18 protein-coding genes are annotated in these 20215 nt (G+C 31.0%); 9 read left to right on the forward strand and 9 right to left on the reverse strand.

From position 1 onward, the window contains the following. Window positions 1-6 precede the first annotated feature (6 nt). From bamA to H0I32_RS05720, 5 genes are all read right to left on the reverse strand, one after another. Window positions 7-2574: an outer membrane protein assembly factor BamA gene (gene bamA, locus H0I32_RS05700; RefSeq protein ID WP_394366304.1), complete on the reverse strand. Its 2568-nt coding sequence runs from the start codon at window positions 2572-2574 to the stop codon at window positions 7-9. Next, window positions 2546-3286, reverse strand: a complete 741-nt coding sequence (locus H0I32_RS05705; protein ID WP_179312923.1) for an isoprenyl transferase — start codon at window positions 3284-3286, stop codon at window positions 2546-2548. Before H0I32_RS05705 ends, bamA begins: the two co-directional genes overlap by 29 nt. A 1-nt stretch (window position 3287) precedes the next feature. Continuing rightward, the gene (locus H0I32_RS05710) at window positions 3288-3980 is read right to left on the reverse strand and encodes a DUF6089 family protein (protein ID WP_179312716.1); all 693 of its coding nucleotides are present in this window, start codon (window positions 3978-3980) and stop codon (window positions 3288-3290) included. Between the two features lie 112 nt (window positions 3981-4092). Further along, entirely contained in the window at window positions 4093-4971 is an 879-nt protein-coding gene (locus H0I32_RS05715) for an NAD kinase (protein WP_179312922.1), read from the reverse strand. Between the two features lie 2 nt (window positions 4972-4973). Then, window positions 4974-5630 (reverse strand): CBS domain-containing protein, encoded by a 657-nt coding sequence (locus H0I32_RS05720; protein ID WP_179312714.1) that lies wholly within the window; start codon window positions 5628-5630, stop codon window positions 4974-4976. Window positions 5631-5862: 232 nt separating this feature from the next. Here H0I32_RS05720 and H0I32_RS05725 point away from each other — a divergent pair, with 232 nt between their 5' ends. From H0I32_RS05725 to clpX, 6 genes are all read left to right on the forward strand, one after another. Further along, complete coding sequence (locus H0I32_RS05725) at window positions 5863-6579, forward strand: pyridoxine 5'-phosphate synthase (RefSeq protein ID WP_173587098.1); 717 nt, start codon at window positions 5863-5865, stop codon at window positions 6577-6579. A gap of 27 nt (window positions 6580-6606) precedes the next feature. Continuing rightward, the gene (locus H0I32_RS05730; RefSeq protein ID WP_179312712.1) at window positions 6607-7371 is read left to right on the forward strand and encodes an alpha/beta fold hydrolase; all 765 of its coding nucleotides are present in this window, start codon (window positions 6607-6609) and stop codon (window positions 7369-7371) included. 20 nt (window positions 7372-7391) lie between these two features. Then, window positions 7392-7739, forward strand: a complete 348-nt coding sequence (locus tag H0I32_RS05735) for a phage holin family protein (RefSeq protein ID WP_173587096.1) — start codon at window positions 7392-7394, stop codon at window positions 7737-7739. Window positions 7740-7819: 80 nt separating this feature from the next. Then, window positions 7820-9142, forward strand: coding sequence for a trigger factor (tig, locus tag H0I32_RS05740; protein ID WP_179312710.1), 1323 nt, complete (start codon window positions 7820-7822; stop codon window positions 9140-9142). Window positions 9143-9303: 161 nt separating this feature from the next. Further along, window positions 9304-9978: an ATP-dependent Clp protease proteolytic subunit gene (locus H0I32_RS05745; RefSeq protein WP_173587094.1), complete on the forward strand. Its 675-nt coding sequence runs from the start codon at window positions 9304-9306 to the stop codon at window positions 9976-9978. A gap of 73 nt (window positions 9979-10051) precedes the next feature. After that, on the forward strand, window positions 10052-11281 hold the full coding sequence (gene clpX, locus H0I32_RS05750; RefSeq protein WP_179312708.1) for an ATP-dependent Clp protease ATP-binding subunit ClpX: 1230 nt from the start codon (window positions 10052-10054) through the stop codon (window positions 11279-11281). 112 nt (window positions 11282-11393) lie between these two features. Here clpX and H0I32_RS05755 read toward each other — a convergent pair whose 3' ends face one another. Further along, a complete protein-coding gene (locus H0I32_RS05755; protein WP_179312706.1) occupies window positions 11394-12911 on the reverse strand; it encodes a GH3 auxin-responsive promoter family protein in 1518 nt (505 codons plus the stop codon). Between the two features lie 52 nt (window positions 12912-12963). Between H0I32_RS05755 and H0I32_RS05760 the strand changes: the two genes are divergently transcribed. Continuing rightward, window positions 12964-13755, forward strand: coding sequence for a DUF2797 domain-containing protein (locus tag H0I32_RS05760; protein WP_179312921.1), 792 nt, complete (start codon window positions 12964-12966; stop codon window positions 13753-13755). 49 nt (window positions 13756-13804) lie between these two features. Here H0I32_RS05760 and H0I32_RS05765 read toward each other — a convergent pair whose 3' ends face one another. After that, window positions 13805-14539, reverse strand: coding sequence for a LytR/AlgR family response regulator transcription factor (locus tag H0I32_RS05765; protein ID WP_179312704.1), 735 nt, complete (start codon window positions 14537-14539; stop codon window positions 13805-13807). A gap of 2 nt (window positions 14540-14541) precedes the next feature. Next, complete coding sequence (locus H0I32_RS05770) at window positions 14542-16713, reverse strand: histidine kinase (RefSeq protein WP_179312702.1); 2172 nt, start codon at window positions 16711-16713, stop codon at window positions 14542-14544. Between the two features lie 210 nt (window positions 16714-16923). On the opposite strand from H0I32_RS05770, the gene H0I32_RS05775 reads away from it, so the two are divergent. Together H0I32_RS05775 and H0I32_RS05780 are read left to right on the forward strand one after the other, a co-directional pair. Further along, window positions 16924-17955 (forward strand): SIMPL domain-containing protein, encoded by a 1032-nt coding sequence (locus H0I32_RS05775; protein ID WP_179312700.1) that lies wholly within the window; start codon window positions 16924-16926, stop codon window positions 17953-17955. A gap of 5 nt (window positions 17956-17960) precedes the next feature. Further along, window positions 17961-19127 carry a vWA domain-containing protein gene (locus tag H0I32_RS05780; protein ID WP_179312698.1) on the forward strand — a complete coding sequence of 389 codons (1167 nt, stop codon included), beginning with the start codon at window positions 17961-17963 and terminating at the stop codon, window positions 19125-19127. Between the two features lie 73 nt (window positions 19128-19200). Here H0I32_RS05780 and H0I32_RS05785 read toward each other — a convergent pair whose 3' ends face one another. Then, a complete protein-coding gene (locus H0I32_RS05785; protein WP_179312696.1) occupies window positions 19201-20214 on the reverse strand; it encodes a type IX secretion system membrane protein PorP/SprF in 1014 nt (337 codons plus the stop codon). Window position 20215: the final 1 nt, after the last annotated feature.

A 20215-nucleotide genomic window follows, 5' to 3' on the forward strand; every position in this document is an offset into this window, starting at 1 on the left:
CCAAACTTAAAATTGTTGCCCGATGATGAAGTGAGTTTCCCAGTTTTTTACCTCTGTACCATAAGGTGAATCATCAAATGCATGACCAAAGTCTATACCTAATAAACCAAATGCTGGCATAAAGATTCTAAGACCAAAACCTGCTGATCTCTGAAGTTTGAAAGGATCAAAATCCTTAAAGTCATTTACAGATGAACCAGCTTCTAAGAATGATAATGCATATATTTTAGCTTGAGCACCTAAAGTAATTGGGTAACGCAACTCTAAAGAAAATTTATTATATATTGATCCACCATCACTATCTGAAAGTGATTGATTAGGATATCCACGAAGTTGAATAACCTCTCTACCATCTAAAGAATAATTGGCTAAACCATCACCTCCAACAAAGAATCGCTCAAAAGGAATAACACCTCTATCGCTATTATAAGCGCCAAGGAATCCAAATTCCATACTTGGTCGTAAAACAAGTTTTTTAGTTAAGGCTTGATACCAATCTGCTTTAAATTTAATTTTATAAAATTCTAACCATTTAAAACGTTCTTGATCTATCTCTGCAACACGATCATTATCTCCCGCGTCTAATGCATCTTCTCTTTCATCTGCTAACTCACCGTAATCTACACCGTTAACTAAAGAATAAGGGAAAGAAAATTTAGCTGACACAGAAAAGCTAGATCCACCTGTTGGATAAACAGGGTCTACTCTAAGATCATTTCTGCTTAAACCTATTGTATAAGATAAATTATTTGAGCTTCCGTTTCCAAAAGTAAATAAACCTGTAGAATAATTTTGAAGATCGTAATGTTGGTAACTTATTGCCTGAGATAACACAAAATAATCATCTGGTTCTGCTAATCTTGTTGATAGACCAAAAGTTAATCCTAATATGTTAAAGCTTTTATCATTATCGGCACTTCCTGTTGATGAATCATATAAAAACTGCTTAGAATATGATAATGATGATGATAATTGATAAGGTTTTTTACCTCCAAACCATGGCTCACTAAATGAAAAACTATACGTTTGATAATATTCACTTGCCTGAAGTCTTAATGCTAAACTTTGACCATCACCTCTAGGAACGGGCTTGTAAGCATCTTTTTTAAATAAATCTTTAATAGAAAAGTTATTGAATGATAACCCTAAAGTACCAATGAAGCCTCCTCCACCGTAACCACCTTGTAGTTGTATTTGACTAGAACCTTGTTCTACAACAGAATATTGTACATCTAAAGTACCATCAACTGGATTTGGATTTTTAATATCTGGCACTATTTGTTGTGCATCAAAAAAGCCTAATTGTCCAAGCTCTCTAATGGTTCTAATAATATCAGATTTTCTATAAAGTTCACCTGGACGTGTTCTTAATTCTCTATATATAACATGATCATTTGTAACATCATTACCAACAACAGAAATATTATTGTAATAAGCTGGTTTACCTTCAGATATACGGATCTCCATATCTATTACATTTCCTTCTGCACTAACCTCAACAGGGTTAATTGTAGAGAACATATAACCAAAGTTTTGATAAGCATTGGTAATATCATTTGCATCAGGGTTTTCCTGATTAGCGATACGCTCTCTTAACTCTACACCATTATAGGTATCTCCTTCTTTTATTCCTAATAAGTTAGATAACTGCTCATCTGAATAAATTGTATTACCTACAAAAGAAATTTTACCAAAAGTATATTGGTCTCCTTCTTCAACTTTAATATCTAAACTGATTGTTTTTTTATCTAAATAAGAAATAGAATCCGAGATAATTCTTGCATCTCTATATCCATTCTCTTTATAATAATCTACAACACTTACTAAATCTGCTCTAAAATCATCTTCAATATATTTAGAACGTTTTAATACTCTTATAAACTTTTTCTGCTTCGTACTTTTCATTGCTTTACGAAGCTTTTTGTCTGTTATCTTTTCGTTTCCATCAAAATCAATTGACTTAATTTTTACTTTTTCTCCCTTATCAATAACAAGACGCATATCTACACGTTCTTTTTCAACAGAATCAATGACTTCAGAAGTAGTGATTTTTACATCAGTATTTAAAAATCCTTTTTTTCTATACTTATTAGTTAGATAATTTTTAGTCGTTGCAACAAGGTTTTCTGTAACTTTCTGACCAGGTTTTAATTTATTCTCGTCAATAATTTCGTCTTTTTTACCTTTCTTAACACCTTCTATTGTTAATTCTTTAAGCTCTGGTAAATCACTAAGATTAATTTCTAAGTCTGCAGTATTACCATCTATATTGGTAATATAAATATCTATACTACTAAATAAATTAGACTTCCATAATGTTTTTACAGCATTAGCAATTTTTTCACCTCCTACCTGAATCTCTTCATCTTTTCTAAGTTTAGAATAGGCAATAATAGTTTGTGCACTAAAATTAGTGTTTCCTGTAACTGTAATTTCATTTATTAAATAAGTTTCGCCATCTTCTACTTGGGCGTAACTATTAATTGAAATTATAAAAAGTGATGCAATAAAAATTCGTTGAATAAATAATCTCAACATTGCATAGTTAGGTAAGTTGTTCGCTTGTTTTTCCAAATCTTCGTTCTCTGTTTTGATAATTTATGATTGCTTCGTATAGATTTTCTTTTTTAAAATCTGGCCATAAAATATCGGTAAAATATAATTCTGCATAGGCTATTTGCCATAGCAAAAAGTTACTAATACGTTGCTCTCCACTTGTACGTATAAGCAGGTCTACGTCTGGTAAATTTTGCGTGTAAAGATGCTTATTAATAATTGATTCGTCAATACTTTCAGTAGAAATTATATTATTTTTAACTTTAACTGATAATTCCTTAACAACATTAACGATTTCTTCACGAGATCCATAACTCAATGCTAGAGTCAATGTCATATTAGTATTGTTCTTCGTTTTATCGATAACATCTAAAAGTTCTAAATGTGCTTTTTTAGGCAAATCATTTAAACACCCTATAGCATTCAATTTAATATTATTATCTTGTAATGTCTTTATTTCTTTCTTAAGAGACTTAACTAAAAGCTTCATTAAAGTTTGTACTTCTAGCTTTGGCCTGTTCCAATTCTCTGTAGAAAATGCATAAAGCGTAAGATTTTTAATTCCTAATTCTGCACTAGTTTCTACAGTTTCTCTTACTGATTTTGTTCCGTTTTCATGACCTATAACCCGTAACAAACCTTTTTGTTTGGCCCAACGACCGTTACCATCCATAATAATAGCTATATGGCTAGGTAATTTCTCTATATTTATTTGTTCTTTTAAACTCATTTTAAAAATTGCAATAGCAAGGTCTTCTACCAAAGGTATATGTTAATGTTATTCCTGTAAACATATACCAATCGTTATTATTTGTATTTCCGAAACTCAAATATTCCTCTGTATCAACTGAATCTGGTACACTTCCATCTAATTCATCTGTAAAAGTATAACGTGCCCCTACCTCAGCTGCTAAAATAATTTGGCTACTAATATTTGTTTTATAGCCAATTGCCATAGGTATCCCTAAAGCCCAACTAGATGTACCTTCGGAAGTATATTCACCTGCTGGTGAAAAATAATAATTATCGTACCCTGTAAGCGTAAGTCCTGAATATAAATATGGTGTTCCTTTAATTCCTGAAGTATGAAGATCGAAATCTAAAAACGTAAACTCCATTCCTGCTGAAATTTCAATAATATTAGAATTAAATTCATAATCCCGTTGTTGTCTTCTAGGATCATCTGATTTTGCATCTACACCATTTAATTCTGAAAAAATAACAGAAGCTCTAAATGAATGTCTTGCACTTCTATTCCATCTTGCAAGGACACCAAAAGCAGGTTGATTTGGCGATATATAATCAGTAGCGCCAACATCTCCTATAAAATTACTTCCACCTGCAAATACACCAATTTCATAAATTTGAGCATCAACATTTTTAGTAATAAAAACGCATAATATTAACAGAAATAAATACTTCATAAAATTTTTAAAGTTTGCAAATATAGCAATTATGATTTGCGTACAGTAATTTGGCGCAAATTGTCTTACAAATAAACAGTTTTTAGAAATAATTATTGTGTCACTAAATAGTTTAGTTTCGACGATCTTCTCCCCAAAGTAATTTTTTTCGAAGTGTTGCTAAGAAAGATTCCTCTAACAACTCTACCATTTTTATAACAAAATCTGCTTTTTTTACTGTTACTATTGTAGTGTTAGAAAGGGTAACGATCCTTGAATCTAATGACATTAAAAACTGATCTTCTCTACCATTAACCTTTAATCTCACCGTTTTACTATCTGGAATAACCAATGGACGCGCACTTAAATTATGAGGTGCTATTGTTGTTAATACAAAATTCTTAGCATTAGGTGCTATTACTGGCCCACCACAACTTAAAGAATAACCTGTAGAACCTGTTGGTGTAGATAAAATAAGTCCGTCTGCCCAATAGGTTGTTAAAAACTCATCATCAAGATGCGTTTCTATAGTAATCATTGAGGTTGTATTTTTTCTACTTATAGCAATCTCATTTAGCGCAAAATATGTATTAACCACATCCTCATGTTCGGGATCTGTAGACACACTAAGTAATGCACGTTCTGAGATTTTGTATTCACCATTAAAAATTTCCGTTAAGGCTGGTTCAATATCATCTATTTGAATTGTCGCTAAAAACCCTAATCGTCCAGTATTTATACCAACAACAGGGATATTTAAATCTCTAACATAAGTAATAGCTCTTAAAATAGTACCATCACCACCAACACTAATTAATAAATTAAAACTTGTATCTAAAGTATGAAACGTCTTTATCTTAGTATTATCCTTTACATGATTAAATTGTATTTCTAAAAACTCTTCCTCTACATAAACCTCAGCATCTTTTTCTAGTAAGACCTCTATGAGTTTCTCTACTGCTTGTTGAGTGATTTCTTTTAAGTAATTCTGACCGTAAACTGCGACTTTTATCATTACATATTAAGGTATTTGTCTAAATATTTAGAACGCGATTTTAGGCTTTCAACATAAGAATCATCTTCATGCCCAGAAATAATATTATAACTATAACGTCTAAATGTTTGAATAACTTCATTTAAACTTCCATTTCCTATTTTTAAAGTAATTCTTGCTAAATTCCCTTCAATTTTAGACACAAAAGCACCTAAAACTTTAGCATCATTAGATTCTACAATCTGACTAATTTCACTAAAAGAATAATCATTAACTCCTTTTTCTACCATAATAATTCCTCCTGGTTCAGAAAAAAAAGGAGTTTCATTAAATAAATGTATAACATCATTTAATTCATAATAACCAAGATACTTGTTGTTATGATCTAGTATAGGCATTATGTTAGTATCGTTTTGCGCAAAAGCTTCTAGAACATCTAACCAAATTGTGGTAGGCCTCACAAAAAAACCTTCTACTGCATAATGGCAATCTTCAATAATTTTTTCGGCCTCAAAACAATGTGCGTCAGTTTCAGAAATACACCCCATATATACACCGTCCTTTTCTATAGGAATATGAGAGTAAGTTAACTGATTAAAGAGCATTTTTATATCGCTTACTTTATCAGTTACATCGAGTGGTTTTATATCGTTAATTATATAATCTTGAAGTTCCATTAAAACGGTATTAAATATGGTGCAAATTAACGAAAAATAACCACAAAACACCTTTACATGTCACCAGAACTCTGCTCCTTTTTCTTTTAATTTTAAAAAAAACAAAATAAACTAGATGCATTCATCTTTTTAATATTTCACGGTGTAACTATTAAACAATAGTGAAACTTTTTAGTTTACAATTAAAAGTAAAGCTGAGTTCTGTATTTTTGTAGTTCAAATTCAAAATAGTATGACTAAGTTAAGTGTTAATATAAATAAAATCGCAACGCTAAGAAATAGTCGAGGTGGCGATGTACCAAATTTAATACAGTTTGCAAAAGATGTTCAAAATTTTGGTGCTGAAGGTATAACTATTCACCCAAGACCAGATGAAAGACACATTCGTTATCAGGATGCGTACGATTTAACATCTGCCGTTCACACAGAGTATAATATAGAAGGAAACCCTATTCCTAAGTTTGTAGATATGGTTTTAAAAATAAAACCAACACAAGTTACTTTAGTTCCTGATTCTATTGATGCCATTACGTCTAATGCTGGTTGGGACACTATTAAACATAAAGATTTTTTGGCTGAAGTAATTAAGGAGTTTAAAGCCAATGGAATTAGAACATCCATATTTGTAGATCCAGATTTACACCAAATAGAAGGAGCAAAAGAAACAGGTACTGATCGTATAGAACTTTACACAGAAGCCTTTGCTCACCAATATGGTTTAGGAAATAAAGAAGCGATTAATCCTTATATGAAATGTGCCGGATTAGCAAACACACTTCAACTAGGCATTAATGCAGGTCACGATTTATCTTTGGATAACATTAAATTCTTTAAAGAAAATATTACTGGACTATTAGAAGTATCTATTGGACACGCCTTAATTACTGAAAGTTTATACATGGGAGTAGAAAATGTGATTAACATGTATCTTGAAAAATTAAAAGATTAATTACCCAAGAACAAAAAAGAAAATAGCATGACATTACATTCTAATATAATAGGAGAAGGAAAACCATTTATAATTCTTCACGGATTTTTAGGAATGGGAGATAATTGGAAAACTTTAGCAAGACAATTTTCGGAGTCAAACTTTGAAGTACACCTTGTAGATCAAAGAAATCATGGTCGCAGTTTTCACTCTGATGATTTTGATTATGAATTATTAGCTGAAGATTTAAAAGCGTATTGCCAAACTAACAACTTAGAAGACATCGTTTTATTAGGGCATTCTATGGGAGGAAAAACAGCAATGCTTTTTGCTGCAAAATACCCTGAATTGGTACGCAAATTAATCGTTGCAGATATTTCGCCTCGTTATTACCCCGTTCATCACGATGCTATTTTAGAAGGTTTAAGTCAATTAGATTTTTCTGAAATAAAAACAAGAGGTGCCGCAGACAAAGTATTAAGCAACTATGTTACCGATACAGGAACACGAATGTTTCTACTTAAAAATTTATACTGGGTAGAGAAAGGACAATTGGGATTACGCATTAATTTAAAATCTTTAAAAGAGAATGTTTCTGAAGTTGGAGAAGCACTCCCAGTACACGCAACCTTTAATAAAGACACTTTATTTCTTAGAGGTGATCGTTCAGAATATATCGCTCAAGCTGATGAAGCTGTAATTCATCGTCATTTTCCCAATGCTAAAATTATAACCATTTCAAATGCTGGGCATTGGTTACATGCAGAAAACCCAAAAGATTTTTACGCAGCTGTTATGAATTTTGTATCTTAGAAATATTAAAACGTAAAATTATGAATTTATTAATTAGACTTTTACTTAATGCTTTGGCCGTTTTTATTTTAGCAAACATTCTTAGCGGCGTTACTGTAGACGGATATGTTGGTGCTATAATTGTAGCATTAGTACTTTCAATACTTAATTTATTAATAAAACCAATACTAGTAATATTAACATTACCAGCAACGATTTTTACGCTAGGTCTTTTTCTTCTAGTCATAAATGCACTAATCATATTACTAGCAGACAAACTGATTGACGGATTTGGTGTTTCTAGCTTCTGGACCGCTTTATTATTTAGCGTATTACTATCTATTTTGCAATCTTTATTTCAATCCTTATTAAAAGATGATAAAAAGTAGCTTAAGGTCAAACATTTAAAACTATTGTTGGGTTGTAAAAAATATTGTATTTTTGCAGCCCAATTTTAGTTTCAATAAAAATGAACATTACAAGAGAAAACATCGATGCATTAAATGCAGTTGTAAAAGTGGATATCGCTAAAGAAGATTATAGCGATAAAGTAGAGAAAATCTTATTAGATTACCGTAAATCTGCTAACATTCCTGGCTTTAGAAAAGGTCACGTACCAATGGGAATGGTAAAAAAACAATATGGTAAAGCTGTATTGGTAGATGAAGTAAATAAATTATTACAAGATGCTCTTGGTAAATATTTAGTTGAAGAAAAACTAGATGTTTTAGGTAATCCTTTACCAAAAGCACAAGATGATTTAAATTGGGATGCTGAAGCATTTACATTTGAATTTGAATTAGGTTTAGCACCAAAATTCGAAGTAGAATTAAAAGGTAAAAAAGCAATTACACATTATAATATTGTGGCTGATGACAAAATGATCGATGATCAGGTTGAAAACATCCAAAAACAATATGGTAAAATCATTTCTCAAAACGAAATTACTGAAGCTTCTGAAATTACAGGAACTTTTGCTAACGAAGAAGAAGGAATCGATAACGCTACAATGATTACTTTAGATAAACTAAAAGGAAAAACAAATTCTAAGAAATTTATCGGAGCTAAAGTTGGAGACGTTATTACATTAAAAACAAAAGGGTTATTTAACGATGATCACGATTTAATGAATTTCTTAAAAGTATCTCATGATGATGCTCATGGTTTAGAAATCGAAGTAACTTTTACTGTTACTGAAATTAACGAACGTGAAGCTGCAAATTTAGATCAAGAATTATTTGATAAATTATTTGGAGAAGGAAAAGTAACTTCTGTATCTGAATTAAAAGATAAAATTAAAGAAGATTCTGAAAAGCAATTTGCACAACAAGGAGACCAAAAGTTATTAAATGACGTTACTGAGAGTTTAGTTGAAAATACTAAATTCGATTTACCTACTACATTCTTACAAAAATGGATGCAAACAGCAGGTGAAGAACCAATGACTGAAGAGCAAGCTAAAGAAGAATTTGAAAAGTCTGAAAAAAGCATGCGTTACCAACTTATTGAAGGTAAATTAGTTCAAGAACACAAATTACAAGTTCAGTTTGAAGAATTAAAATCATTTTCTATGGAAATGATAAAAGGTCAAATGGCACAATTTGGTCAAATGAATCCTTCAGATAAAGAATTAGAAGACATCGCTGCACGTATCTTAGGAAACCAAGAAGAAGTAAAACGTATGTCTGAACAGTTATTAAGTCAGAAATTATTAAACTTATATAAAACTGAAGCTAACACGAAGACTAAAGAAATCACTTACGATGATTTCGTAAAAGAATTCTATAGTTAAGCAGTCTTTAAAATTATTAGTATCTTTAAGGCGTAAAATGTAAAAATTTTACGCTTTTTTTTGGAATTCATTTTCCATTAGAAAACAAATACAAATGATCTATTAAGCTCTTTTAAAATGCTTTAATAGACACAACATTAATTAAAAGAATTAAAAGCTATATGGATTACGGAAAAGAATTTGAAAAGTTCGCCACTAAAGATCAAGGCATCAATGGTAATTATTATCAAAAAATAATTACAAGCATGAATCCTACTAATTTAACGCCAAACATTATTGAAGAGCGTCAAATGAATGCGGTTTCAATGGATGTGTTTTCACGTTTAATGATGGATCGTATTATCTTTTTAGGAACAGGTGTAAATGATCAAGTTGCAAATATTATACAAGCACAATTATTATTTTTACAAAGTGTAGATGCCGTAAAGGATATTCAAATCTATATTAACTCTCCAGGAGGAAGTGTTTATGCTGGTTTAGGTATTTACGATACTATGCAGTTTGTTAAGCCAGATGTGGCTACAATTTGTACAGGTATTGCTGCATCAATGGCAGCTGTATTATTATGTGCAGGACAAAAAGGAAAGCGTTCTGCTTTAAAACACTCTCGTGTAATGATTCACCAAGTGAGTAGTGGTACACAAGGACAATTAAGTGATATGCAAATTGCCTTAAAGGAAACTATTAGAGTGAAAGAAGAATTGTACGAAATAATAGCAAACCATTCTGGTAACACTTTAGAACAAGTAGAGAAAGATTCTGATAGAGATTATTGGATGCGCTCACCTGAAGCTTTAAAGTACGGAATGATTGATGAAATTTTAGAACGCAAGTAAGTCACATTACTTTCGACTAACAATTTAAAAGTAAAATGAGATTTCTGCTTTGCAGGAATTAAAAAAAATTAAAATGGCAAAGGAAGAACTAGAATGTTCATTTTGTGGTAGGAAAAAGCCAGAAACAAGCTTATTAATAGCAGGTTTAGACGCACATATATGTGATCGCTGTATTCAACAAGCTCACGGTATTGTAATTGAAGAATCTAAACAATCTGATGATTCAGATTTAAGTGCAGAATTGATACTTAAAAAACCTAAAGAAATCAAAGGCTTTTTAGACGAATATATCATCGGACAAGACAACACTAAGCGTGTAATGTCAGTTGCTGTATACAATCACTATAAGCGTTTATTACAACCACAATCTGATGATGACATAGAGATACAAAAAAGTAATATCATCATGGTTGGGCAAACAGGTACTGGTAAAACATTAATGGCAAAAACAATTGCTAAGATGTTAAATGTACCTTTAGCAATCGTTGATGCTACTGTATTAACAGAAGCTGGTTATGTTGGTGAAGATGTAGAAAGTATATTAACACGCTTACTACAAGCTGCAGATTACAATCTAGAAAAAGCACAACGAGGTATTGTTTTTATTGATGAAATTGATAAAATTGCACGTAAGAGTGATAATCCTTCAATAACGAGAGATGTCTCTGGTGAAGGTGTACAACAAGCTTTATTAAAACTTTTAGAAGGTACTGTTGTTAATGTCCCACCAAAAGGAGGACGTAAACATCCTGATCAAAAATTTATTGAAGTAGATACTGAAAACATCTTATTTATTGCCGGTGGTGCTTTTGATGGTATTGAACGTGTCATTACTAAGCGAATGAACATGCAAGCCATAGGTTATAGCGCAATGAAAACAGATGATATTGACAAGGATAATATCCTTAAATATATCTCGCCAAGAGATTTAAAAAACTTTGGATTGATTCCTGAAATCATAGGACGTTTACCGGTATTAACATACATGGATCCATTAGATGCAAAAACACTAAGAGCTATTTTAACACAACCAAAAAATGCTATTATTAAACAATATAAAAAGTTGTTTGAGATGGATGAAGTTGAGTTTACTATTACAGATGATGCTTTAGATTATATTGTAGATAAAGCTATTGAATACAAACTTGGTGCCCGTGGTTTAAGATCGCTTTGTGAAGAGATTTTAACTGAAGCTATGTTTCATTTACCAAGTTCAGATGAAACTAAATTAAACGTTACTAAAGCTTATGTTGAAGATCGTTTAAATAAATCAACACTTAAAACTTTGAAAGCAGTTTCATAAACTTTATTAAACATCATAAAAAAAGCCACAATTTCAATATTGAAAATTGTGGCTTTTTATTTTTAGCTTATCATGAAACTAAATATTAAATCATGCTTTTTAAGAGTACATTTTAAAGGTTATTAATACGTAATAATTCTTCAACATAAACCCGAGAATTAGATAAACGCGGTACTTTATGTTGTCCTCCTAATTTATTATTTTCTTTTAACCAATCATAAAACAAATTGGTTCTTGCACTATGCATTTTAGGTTTATTAAGCGTCATATTATTTAAACGCTTGGCTTCATAATCAGAATTTAAAGACTTCAATGCATTATCAAAAAGTTCTTCAAAATGAGGCATATTTTCAGGTGGTGTTTTAAATTCAACAATCCACTCATGTGCTCCTTTTTCTTTACCTTCCATAAAAATTGGTGCAGCTGTGTAATCTACAATTTCAGATGACGTTTGCTTGCAAACATCCCTAAACGCATCTTCAGCATTTTCAATAATTAATTCTTCACCAAAAGCATTAATGTGATGTTTCGTTCTACCAGAAACTCTAATTCTATGAGGACTTAAACTTACAAACCGAATTGTATCTCCAATTTTATAGCGCCATAAACCAGCATTAGTTGTAATTACAACAGCATAATTTGTATTAAGCTTAACATCACTTAGTGGGATCACTTTTTGAGCTTCGGTTCCATAAGCATTCATGGGAATAAACTCATAGAAAATACCATAATCTAGCATCAATAATAGATCACTCGAATTATTCTGATCTTGAATTGCAAAAAAACCTTCTGAAGCATTATAAGTTTCATAATACCTAAAATTATCTGATGGTAAAATTGACTTATATTGCTCTACGTATGGATTAAAACTCACTCCTCCATGAAAATAAACTTCTAGGTTTGGCCAAACATCAAGAATATTATCTTTTCCTGTTTTCTCTAAAACATTATTTAACAATACTAACATCCAAGAAGGTACACCTGCCAAACTCGTTACGTTTTCTTCTATCGTTTCTTCAACAATAGCTTGCATCTTGGTTTCCCAGTCACTCATTAATGACACACTATTACTTGGTGTACTACTAAATTCTGCCCAAAATGGCATATTATCAATAAGTATGGCGCTTAAATCTCCAAATACAGTTCCTTTTTCTTTATAAAGTTCTTTACTTCCTCCTAAACGCAAACTCTTACCTGTAAACAATTGTGAATCTTCATTATTGCTTAAATACATACACAACAGATCTTTACTTGCTGCGTAGTGACAGTCTTCTAAAGATTCAAGACTTACAGGAATAAATTTACTCTTAGCATTTGTAGTTCCACTAGATTTAGCAAACCATTTTATCGGTCTAGGCCAAAAAATATTTTGCTCGCCATTTCGTGAACGTTCAATTAAAGGATGAAAACCTTCATAATCAACTACAGGAATTCGTTCATTAAATTCTCTATAGCTCTTAATAGAATCAAAATCATATTGCTTGCCAACCTCAGTATCTTTGGAAAGTTTTAATAAACTAAAAAGTAATTCATTCTGTACTTCGTTTGGGTATTTTAAAAACAATTCAATTTGATGAAATCGTTTTTTCAAAAACCAAGACGCAATAGAATTTACAATAGGAATTGGCATGGATTAGCTATCTTTACACTATTAATTAATGATAAAAATACTAAATTCTTTTATGGTTTACTCAGGAGTTCTCACAAAAATGCAAACTGAATTTTTAGAGCCAATTCAATACTATCTTGTCTTTAAAAATGACTTTATCCACGTGAATCAATTACTGAACAAAACCATTGATATTAAACTTATTGGACACCAATGTTTAAGCTGTGGATTAGATAAACCTATTTACAGACAAGGATTTTGTAAATCTTGTTTTTTTGACAAACCATTTGCTGGTGATTGGATAATGCGCCCTGAATTGAGTACTGCACATTTAGATCAGGAAGATCGTGATTTAGAATATGAAAAAAGAGTACAACTACAACCTCATATTGTGTATTTAGCGAACTCTAGTAACGTAAAAGTGGGAGTCACCAGAAAGAGCCAAGTACCAACACGTTGGATTGACCAAGGTGCTCATGAAGCTGTTGAAATAGTAGAAGTTCCTAACCGTTATTTAGCTGGAATTACTGAGGTCGCTTTAAAAGACCATGTTGGAGACAAGACAAATTGGAGAACCATGTTAAAAAACGAGATTAAAGATGAAGATTTACTTGAATGGAAACAAAAATTAAAAGCTTTTATTCCCGAAGAAGCTTTACCTTATTTTATTGAAGATAATGCAGAAACGCATATTATGTTTCCTGTAGAGAAATATCCTGAAAAACTAAAAAGTCTTAACCTAAGTAAAACTCCCGAATACTCAGGGAAATTAGTAGGCATCAAAGGTCAATATCTAATTTTTGAAGATAACACCGTATTTAACGTACGCTCTAATGAAGGAATGGTTGTAGAATTAAGCCTTTAAAATACACTTTATAAATCGATAAAGAATCCCTTTTTAAAAAAGGGATTCTTTATTTAAAATAAGATAGTAAATCTGATTTTTTTGAAGCAGAAACCATAATTTCTTTTCCGTTACTCAATACAACACTCCCTCCTTTACCTTTTACGTATTTTACAATTTCATTGACATTTACCAAATAACTTTTGTGTACTCTTGCAAAATTGGCATCCTTAAGACTTTCTTCAATATATTTTAAAGTTTTACTAACCAATTTCTTCTTATTGTTGTTTAGATAAATCTCAGTATAGTTATCATCTGCTTTGCAATACATAATATCGGCAGTTTCTATAACCTCAAAACCATCTTGTTGAGGTAGTGTTATTTTTCCGCTCACAGCATTTGTTTTTGGCACTAAAACTTGATCTTGAAGCGCCTCTTCTTTCGTTCTAATTTCAGTAACATAATCTACAGCCTTAATTAATTCATCTATAGAAATTGGCTTCATTAAATAATAAGAAGCATGTGCATTTAGAGCTTCAATTGCATAATGATTATAGGCCGTAACAAATATGGTTTCAAAATTAACATCACCAACTTTATCTAATAAATCAAAAGCATTTCCATAAGGCATTTCTACATCTAAAAACACGACATCTAAATCATGATTTCTAATTAACACCAAAGCTTCTTCAACATTAGTCGCCTCACCTAAGATGGAAATATTAGGGCAATATTTAGTCAAATAATTTCTTAAAATAAGTCGACTCTGTGCTTCGTCTTCTACGATGATGGCATTCAATTTCATACTTAATCCTTTTTTAAGGTTACAACCACTTTTGTTCCGGCATCTTCTAATTCTTGAAAATCGCCAATCGTTACATCTACTTTATCCTTATACATTTCATTAAGAATAGCAACACGTTTTTTGATATTGTTCATTCCTTTTGAGTTTTGCTTTTTTTGATGCTCTGTTTTTAAAGCTTTAGATCGCAAACGACCAATACCGTCATCTGCAATGGTTATTGTTATTTCGTCTTTAGATTTTGGCAGAATTTGAATCTTTAGATGTCCTTTTTCTGTTTTGTAACGTAAGCCATGCCATACTGCATTTTCAATATAAGGCTGCAATAACATTGGTGGAATCTGAAATTCGTCTACATCAATTGCTTCATCAATCTCTATGGCATAATCAAATTTATCTTGAAACCTAAAGTGCTCTAGTTTAGTATATAAATTAAGCAATTCAATTTCTTTTTTTAGAGGTATAAAATCTTCTTCACTATTTTCTAAAACGGCACGCATTAATTGAGAGAAATCTGTTAAATATTTATTAGCTGTACGTTCATCATTAGTAGCAATAAACGTGTTTACAGAGTTTAAAGCGTTAAAAATAAAATGCGGATTCATTTGACTTCGCAACGATTTTAAAGCCAATAAATTATTTGCTAAACGTTGCTGTTTTATGTATTTAAACATTAAATAACCAGTAATTAAAAGCAAGATTAAACCGCCGATTAATGAGTAAATAATGAGTTCTTGACGTTTATTTCGTTCTTGAGTTAATTCATATTTACTTTTAGATAAAGCCCGATCACTTTCTAAAGTTGTTATTCTATTTTGCTGATCAGCAATGTTTCTGCTAAAACGAGCGGCTTGAGAAATTTCTTGTATTTTTTTTGCATATAATTCGTCAACAACATTTTTATATTCATTGTTATAAGCAATTGTTTTTTCAGTATTTCCTAATTTAGCATTGACCTCAGAGAGTTTACGCGTTGCATCTAATTTCACTTCTAAATCTCCTCTTTCACCTGCCACTTCTCTACTCTTCTCTAGATACGGAATAGCGTTTGTAAAATCATTACTGAGTAAATAAGCATTACCAATTTTATAATTTTGCTTTTGAGAGGTAATTGAACTTTCGTTACTAATTATTGAATCGACTTCAATATCTTTAATACCTTCAATAGCTTCTTTTCTGAGTACAATTTCACTCTCGTAATCAGCATTTATACTATTAAACTCTGCAACTTTTACCTGTTCTTCAACCGCTCGTTTTTTGTTTTCGCTTTTTGCTAAACTTAACGAATTTGAAAAATAGCTTTTAGCTTTACTTGTTTGACCTTTCTTACTATAAACTTCTGCTATTTTAGAATTTAAATCTGTAATTTTTGGAGCTATTAAATGTTTTTGAGCCACCTTTAATCCGTCTTGGTAAGCTGTAATGGCTTTTTCAAAATTTTCTGTTTTTAAATTAGCGTCACCAATGCCTTCAAACCAAATTGTTTTCTCATAATTCGTTAAGCTCTTTTCATCTATTTGCTGATAAGATGAAAGGCTCGTTTTAAAATCTCCATTGTTAAGGTAAGCTTTTGCTAATTTAAGTTTTGCAGAAGCTTTTTCAGTATTCTGAAGACTCACTTTATAGGCAGATATAGCCAAATCATATTGTTTCCAATAAACATAAACATCACCTAATAATTCATGTGCTTCCGCATTTTGATTGGTATTTATATTGACATCTAGGGCATCACCTATAAATTTTATACTTTTCTCTGCATCTTTTTTAAGATAGACATCGGCAGAATCTATCATTTTATTAAATCGTGTAAAATCACTTTTGCTTCTACTGCTAAACTTAGATTGTGTTGAATCTATAACTTCTATCGTGATGCGTTCATTAGATTTTACAGTATAATAAATAGTTTCAAAATCGGGGTGCTTAATTATTAATTCGTCACCAATTTTTGCTTTAATATCAAAAGAGCCGTTAAAATCAGTAGTAACATAACGCCCCCCATTAACTAATACTTCTACATTTTTATAAGGATCTCTTGTCTCTTTTTCATACACAGAACCTCTAATTGTAAACGAAGCGTTATCATCTTCAGCATGCTCTAATTCTCGATTCTGCCCAAAAGCTAAAAACCCAATTAGAAAAAATAGGATTGTTATATAATATGTTTTTATAATTCTCACTTAATTATTTATTAGTCGGACTAAGCTACATACTTTATTTGGTTTCAAAAAATGAGTACTCCGTAATTAGTTGCCTTTTACGTGTAAAATAACCGCTTCTACTAAATTTATAAAGCTTCTCACTCATTGAGAACACAACTTTACTCATTCTGACTTTTACACTCTCTATTTTAGACTGAGCTTTACACAATAAATCAAAAACAAAATCTCATGAAAAAAAGTAATTCAACCTTTCTTCTATTATTATTTAGCATCACTATCCTTTTAGCACAGCACAAAGGGAACTATAACGAAATCACTCAAGATATCTCGAGACAGAATATATTAACCTCCGGGAATGCTCAAATTTACAACCCTACAGTTAAAAAACAAATACATCAAAATTTACAACCAAGTAATGTTTTAACTATTGATGTAAAAGCACTTCAAAATGTAAGTGCAACAACATATACTGCTATTTTTAATGTCTCTCAAATAGGCCCAACAGCAGAGAAAACAAACCAATTATTAAAAAAACGAATAGACAGTATTAAACAGCGATTAAAGACCAAAGGCATCACGGAAAACAATATTGCCATTGATGTTATTTCTTTTGTTCCTATTTATGAGGTTGAAGTGACTAAGAAACTATTCAGTAAAACCTATACAGAAGTCCCTAAAGGATTTGAATTGCAACAAAACATTCATATTCAATTTACAAAAACCAATCAATTTGAAGCCATCTTAGAAGCTTGTGCAAAAAGTGAAATCTACAATTTGGTTAAAGTGGATTATTATATTGAAAACATACAAGAAGTCTATAAAAATTTACAAAATCAATTGTTAAAACTTATTGAAGAGAAAAAAGCTTATTACAAAGTTTTAGGTTTTGATATGGCAACTTATAATGTAGCTATTGCAGACGATAAATACTGTTATTTCCCTAAAGATTTCTACCAAAGTTACCAAGCTTATAATAGCATTTCTATTGAAGCTTTAGATAAAAACAAAGGCGTTACAACAGCCAAAAATCAAACCTCATATTATTACCAGCCCTTAACCTATGAAAATTATGATGTGGTTATCAATCCTTCAATTTTAGAACCCGTTGTTCAAATTGGTATGAATATAAAATTACACTTCACACCAAAACCTAAAGAGAAAAAAGAAGCTCCTATTGTAGAAACAAAAATAGATCATAAATACTATGTTATATCTCCAAATGGAACCATTGATGTTAAAGAATTAAATACAAAAAATTAAAACTTATGAAAACACCTTTTAGAACCTTAATATTTGCATTCAGCTTAATATCACTTACTGCTTGCAATGCAAATTCAAAAAACAAACCTCAAGATTTAGCCATCACAGAAACGGTAATTAAAACAATATCGAAAGCTGACAACCCTGAAATTAAAGTAGCATTACTTTTAGATACCAGCAACAGTATGGATGGTTTAATTGACCAAGCGAAAGCACAACTTTGGAAAATAGTCAATGAACTCTCTTATGCTAAATGTGAAGATAAAAGTCCTAATCTTAAAATTGCTCTTTACGAATATGGAAATGATAATCTCAATGCTGATGAAGGTTACTTAAGACAAGTTCTTTCCTTTAGTGATGATTTAGATGAAATTTCGAAATCGCTATTTTCATTAACAACTAATGGCGGTAATGAATACTGTGGCAAGGTTATTAAAACGGCTTTAAACCAATTAGAATGGGGTAATAATACAGACGACTTAAAACTTATATTTATTGCAGGAAACGAGCCTTACTCACAAGGTGATGTTAGTTATAAAGACGCTTCAAAATTAGCACACAAAAATGACGTAACCGTAAACACTATTTTCTGTGGTGATTATAATCAAGGTATAGCAACCAAATGGAAAGACGGAGCCGATTTAACACACGGAAATTATATCGCAATTAATCATAATGAAGCAACCGTTCATATTGCTTCACCATACGATGATAAAATATTAGAACTCAATAAAAAATTAAACACCACCTATATTGCTTATGGATCTGCTGGCAGAAGAAAAATAGAAATGCAAGCCGAACAAGATGCAAATGCCATGAGTTATAATAAAGCTAATGCAGTAAGTAGAACGGTAAGTAAAAGCTCTAGATTATATAAAAACAGTTCTTGGGATTTGGTTGATGCTGAACAAGAATCTGATTTTTCTTACGATGATTTAGAAGAAAGTGAATTACCTGAAGAATTAAAAGGAATGCTTAAAGCTGAAATTAAAGCTTATGTTGAAAAGAAAAGTGAAGTTCGTAAAAGCTTACAAGATGAAATAGCAACCTTAAATTTAAAACGACGTGAATATGTAGCGAAACAAGACAAAGACAATTCTAGTAGTTTAGAATCAGCAATGCTTAAAGCCTTAAAAACACAAGCAGAAAATAAAAATTACAAATGGGAATAATCATCTATTAAGACAAAATAAAAGAGGCTCAATTTTCATTGAGCCTCTTTTATTAATTTTAGTTATTACTATCCTAGTTTAAAGCAGGACAATTACACTCATATTTCTCTCTTCTACAGTTAAAGTTAAATCCTAATGTTAATTGGTGAAAACCACCTGTATTAAAATTCACTGTATTTGCTTGGTAAGAGTACGTATATGCAAAAACAAAATTGTTATAATCTACCCCTATAAATGGAGTGATATATTGTGCTTTTTCGCTATCAATACCAGATCCACTTTGAAATTCAGCAGCATCGAAACTACGTCTATAAGATAATCCACCCCAAATTTTACCAAAATCCATTTCTCTATATACTTTAGCATTAAAATCTATTGAAGATTCTTCAGTTGCATCTCTATACATATACATAAGTGAAGGTTCAATACTCCAGTCACTACCATATCTGCTAAATGTATAACCAGTAGATGCTAAATAAGTTCTTAAATTATCATATTCAAAACCGTCAAGTCCATTCCAATTAATACCTTCATTATTTAGAATATTTTTAGCCGTAAAGTGTGCATAAAAATCTACGAACTGGTAAGAAAAGCCAAAATCAACATTAAAATTTGTAGCACTTTGTTCAATACCAAAAACAGCATCATCAAATTCGCCTGGAGCTAACCAACTTGTTTCATCTAATTTGTATTGTATAAAACCTGCACTTAAACCAAAAGATAACATATTTAAGTCAATCTCATTTCTAGAAAACATCAAATGATATGCAAACGTAGCATAACCACCAACTGTAGAATGATATCCATTAGAGTCATTAAAAATAACCCCTCCAACAGCAACAGGAGAATCACCTATTCTTCCATTAATACTTAATGTTTGTAAACTAGGTGCATCATCTACTCCAAACCACTGCTGTCTTGCCGTCATTCTTACTTTTGCACAATTTGCAACCCCAGCCATAGATGGATGAATTAAATAGTAATTATCTGTTAAATAATCAGAATAAATAGGAATACCTTCTTGTGCAAAGCTAAAATTTGCTAAAAATGCTATAAATGCAACTAAACAATACTTTTTTAATTTCATA

Origin of the sequence: Winogradskyella sp. HaHa_3_26 (assembly GCF_019278425.1) — a bacterium.
GTDB classification, from domain to species: domain Bacteria; phylum Bacteroidota; class Bacteroidia; order Flavobacteriales; family Flavobacteriaceae; genus Winogradskyella; species Winogradskyella undariae.

Coding starts and splice junctions, on each gene's coding strand:
- H0I32_RS05745 (WP_173587094.1), top strand. CDS start 9,304: ATGGATTACGGAAAAGAATTTGAAAAGTTCGCCACTAAAGATCAAGGC.
- H0I32_RS05710 (WP_179312716.1), bottom strand. CDS start 3,980: ATGAAGTATTTATTTCTGTTAATATTATGCGTTTTTATTACTAAAAAT.
- H0I32_RS05765 (WP_179312704.1), bottom strand. CDS start 14,539: ATGAAATTGAATGCCATCATCGTAGAAGACGAAGCACAGAGTCGACTT.
- H0I32_RS05720 (WP_179312714.1), bottom strand. CDS start 5,630: ATGGAACTTCAAGATTATATAATTAACGATATAAAACCACTCGATGTA.
- tig (WP_179312710.1), top strand. CDS start 7,820: ATGAACATTACAAGAGAAAACATCGATGCATTAAATGCAGTTGTAAAA.
- H0I32_RS05725 (WP_173587098.1), top strand. CDS start 5,863: ATGACTAAGTTAAGTGTTAATATAAATAAAATCGCAACGCTAAGAAAT.
- H0I32_RS05780 (WP_179312698.1), top strand. CDS start 17,961: ATGAAAACACCTTTTAGAACCTTAATATTTGCATTCAGCTTAATATCA.
- clpX (WP_179312708.1), top strand. CDS start 10,052: ATGGCAAAGGAAGAACTAGAATGTTCATTTTGTGGTAGGAAAAAGCCA.
- H0I32_RS05705 (WP_179312923.1), bottom strand. CDS start 3,286: ATGAGTTTAAAAGAACAAATAAATATAGAGAAATTACCTAGCCATATA.
- H0I32_RS05760 (WP_179312921.1), top strand. CDS start 12,964: ATGGTTTACTCAGGAGTTCTCACAAAAATGCAAACTGAATTTTTAGAG.
- H0I32_RS05785 (WP_179312696.1), bottom strand. CDS start 20,214: ATGAAATTAAAAAAGTATTGTTTAGTTGCATTTATAGCATTTTTAGCA.
- H0I32_RS05755 (WP_179312706.1), bottom strand. CDS start 12,911: ATGCCAATTCCTATTGTAAATTCTATTGCGTCTTGGTTTTTGAAAAAA.
- H0I32_RS05735 (WP_173587096.1), top strand. CDS start 7,392: ATGAATTTATTAATTAGACTTTTACTTAATGCTTTGGCCGTTTTTATT.
- H0I32_RS05775 (WP_179312700.1), top strand. CDS start 16,924: ATGAAAAAAAGTAATTCAACCTTTCTTCTATTATTATTTAGCATCACT.
- H0I32_RS05730 (WP_179312712.1), top strand. CDS start 6,607: ATGACATTACATTCTAATATAATAGGAGAAGGAAAACCATTTATAATT.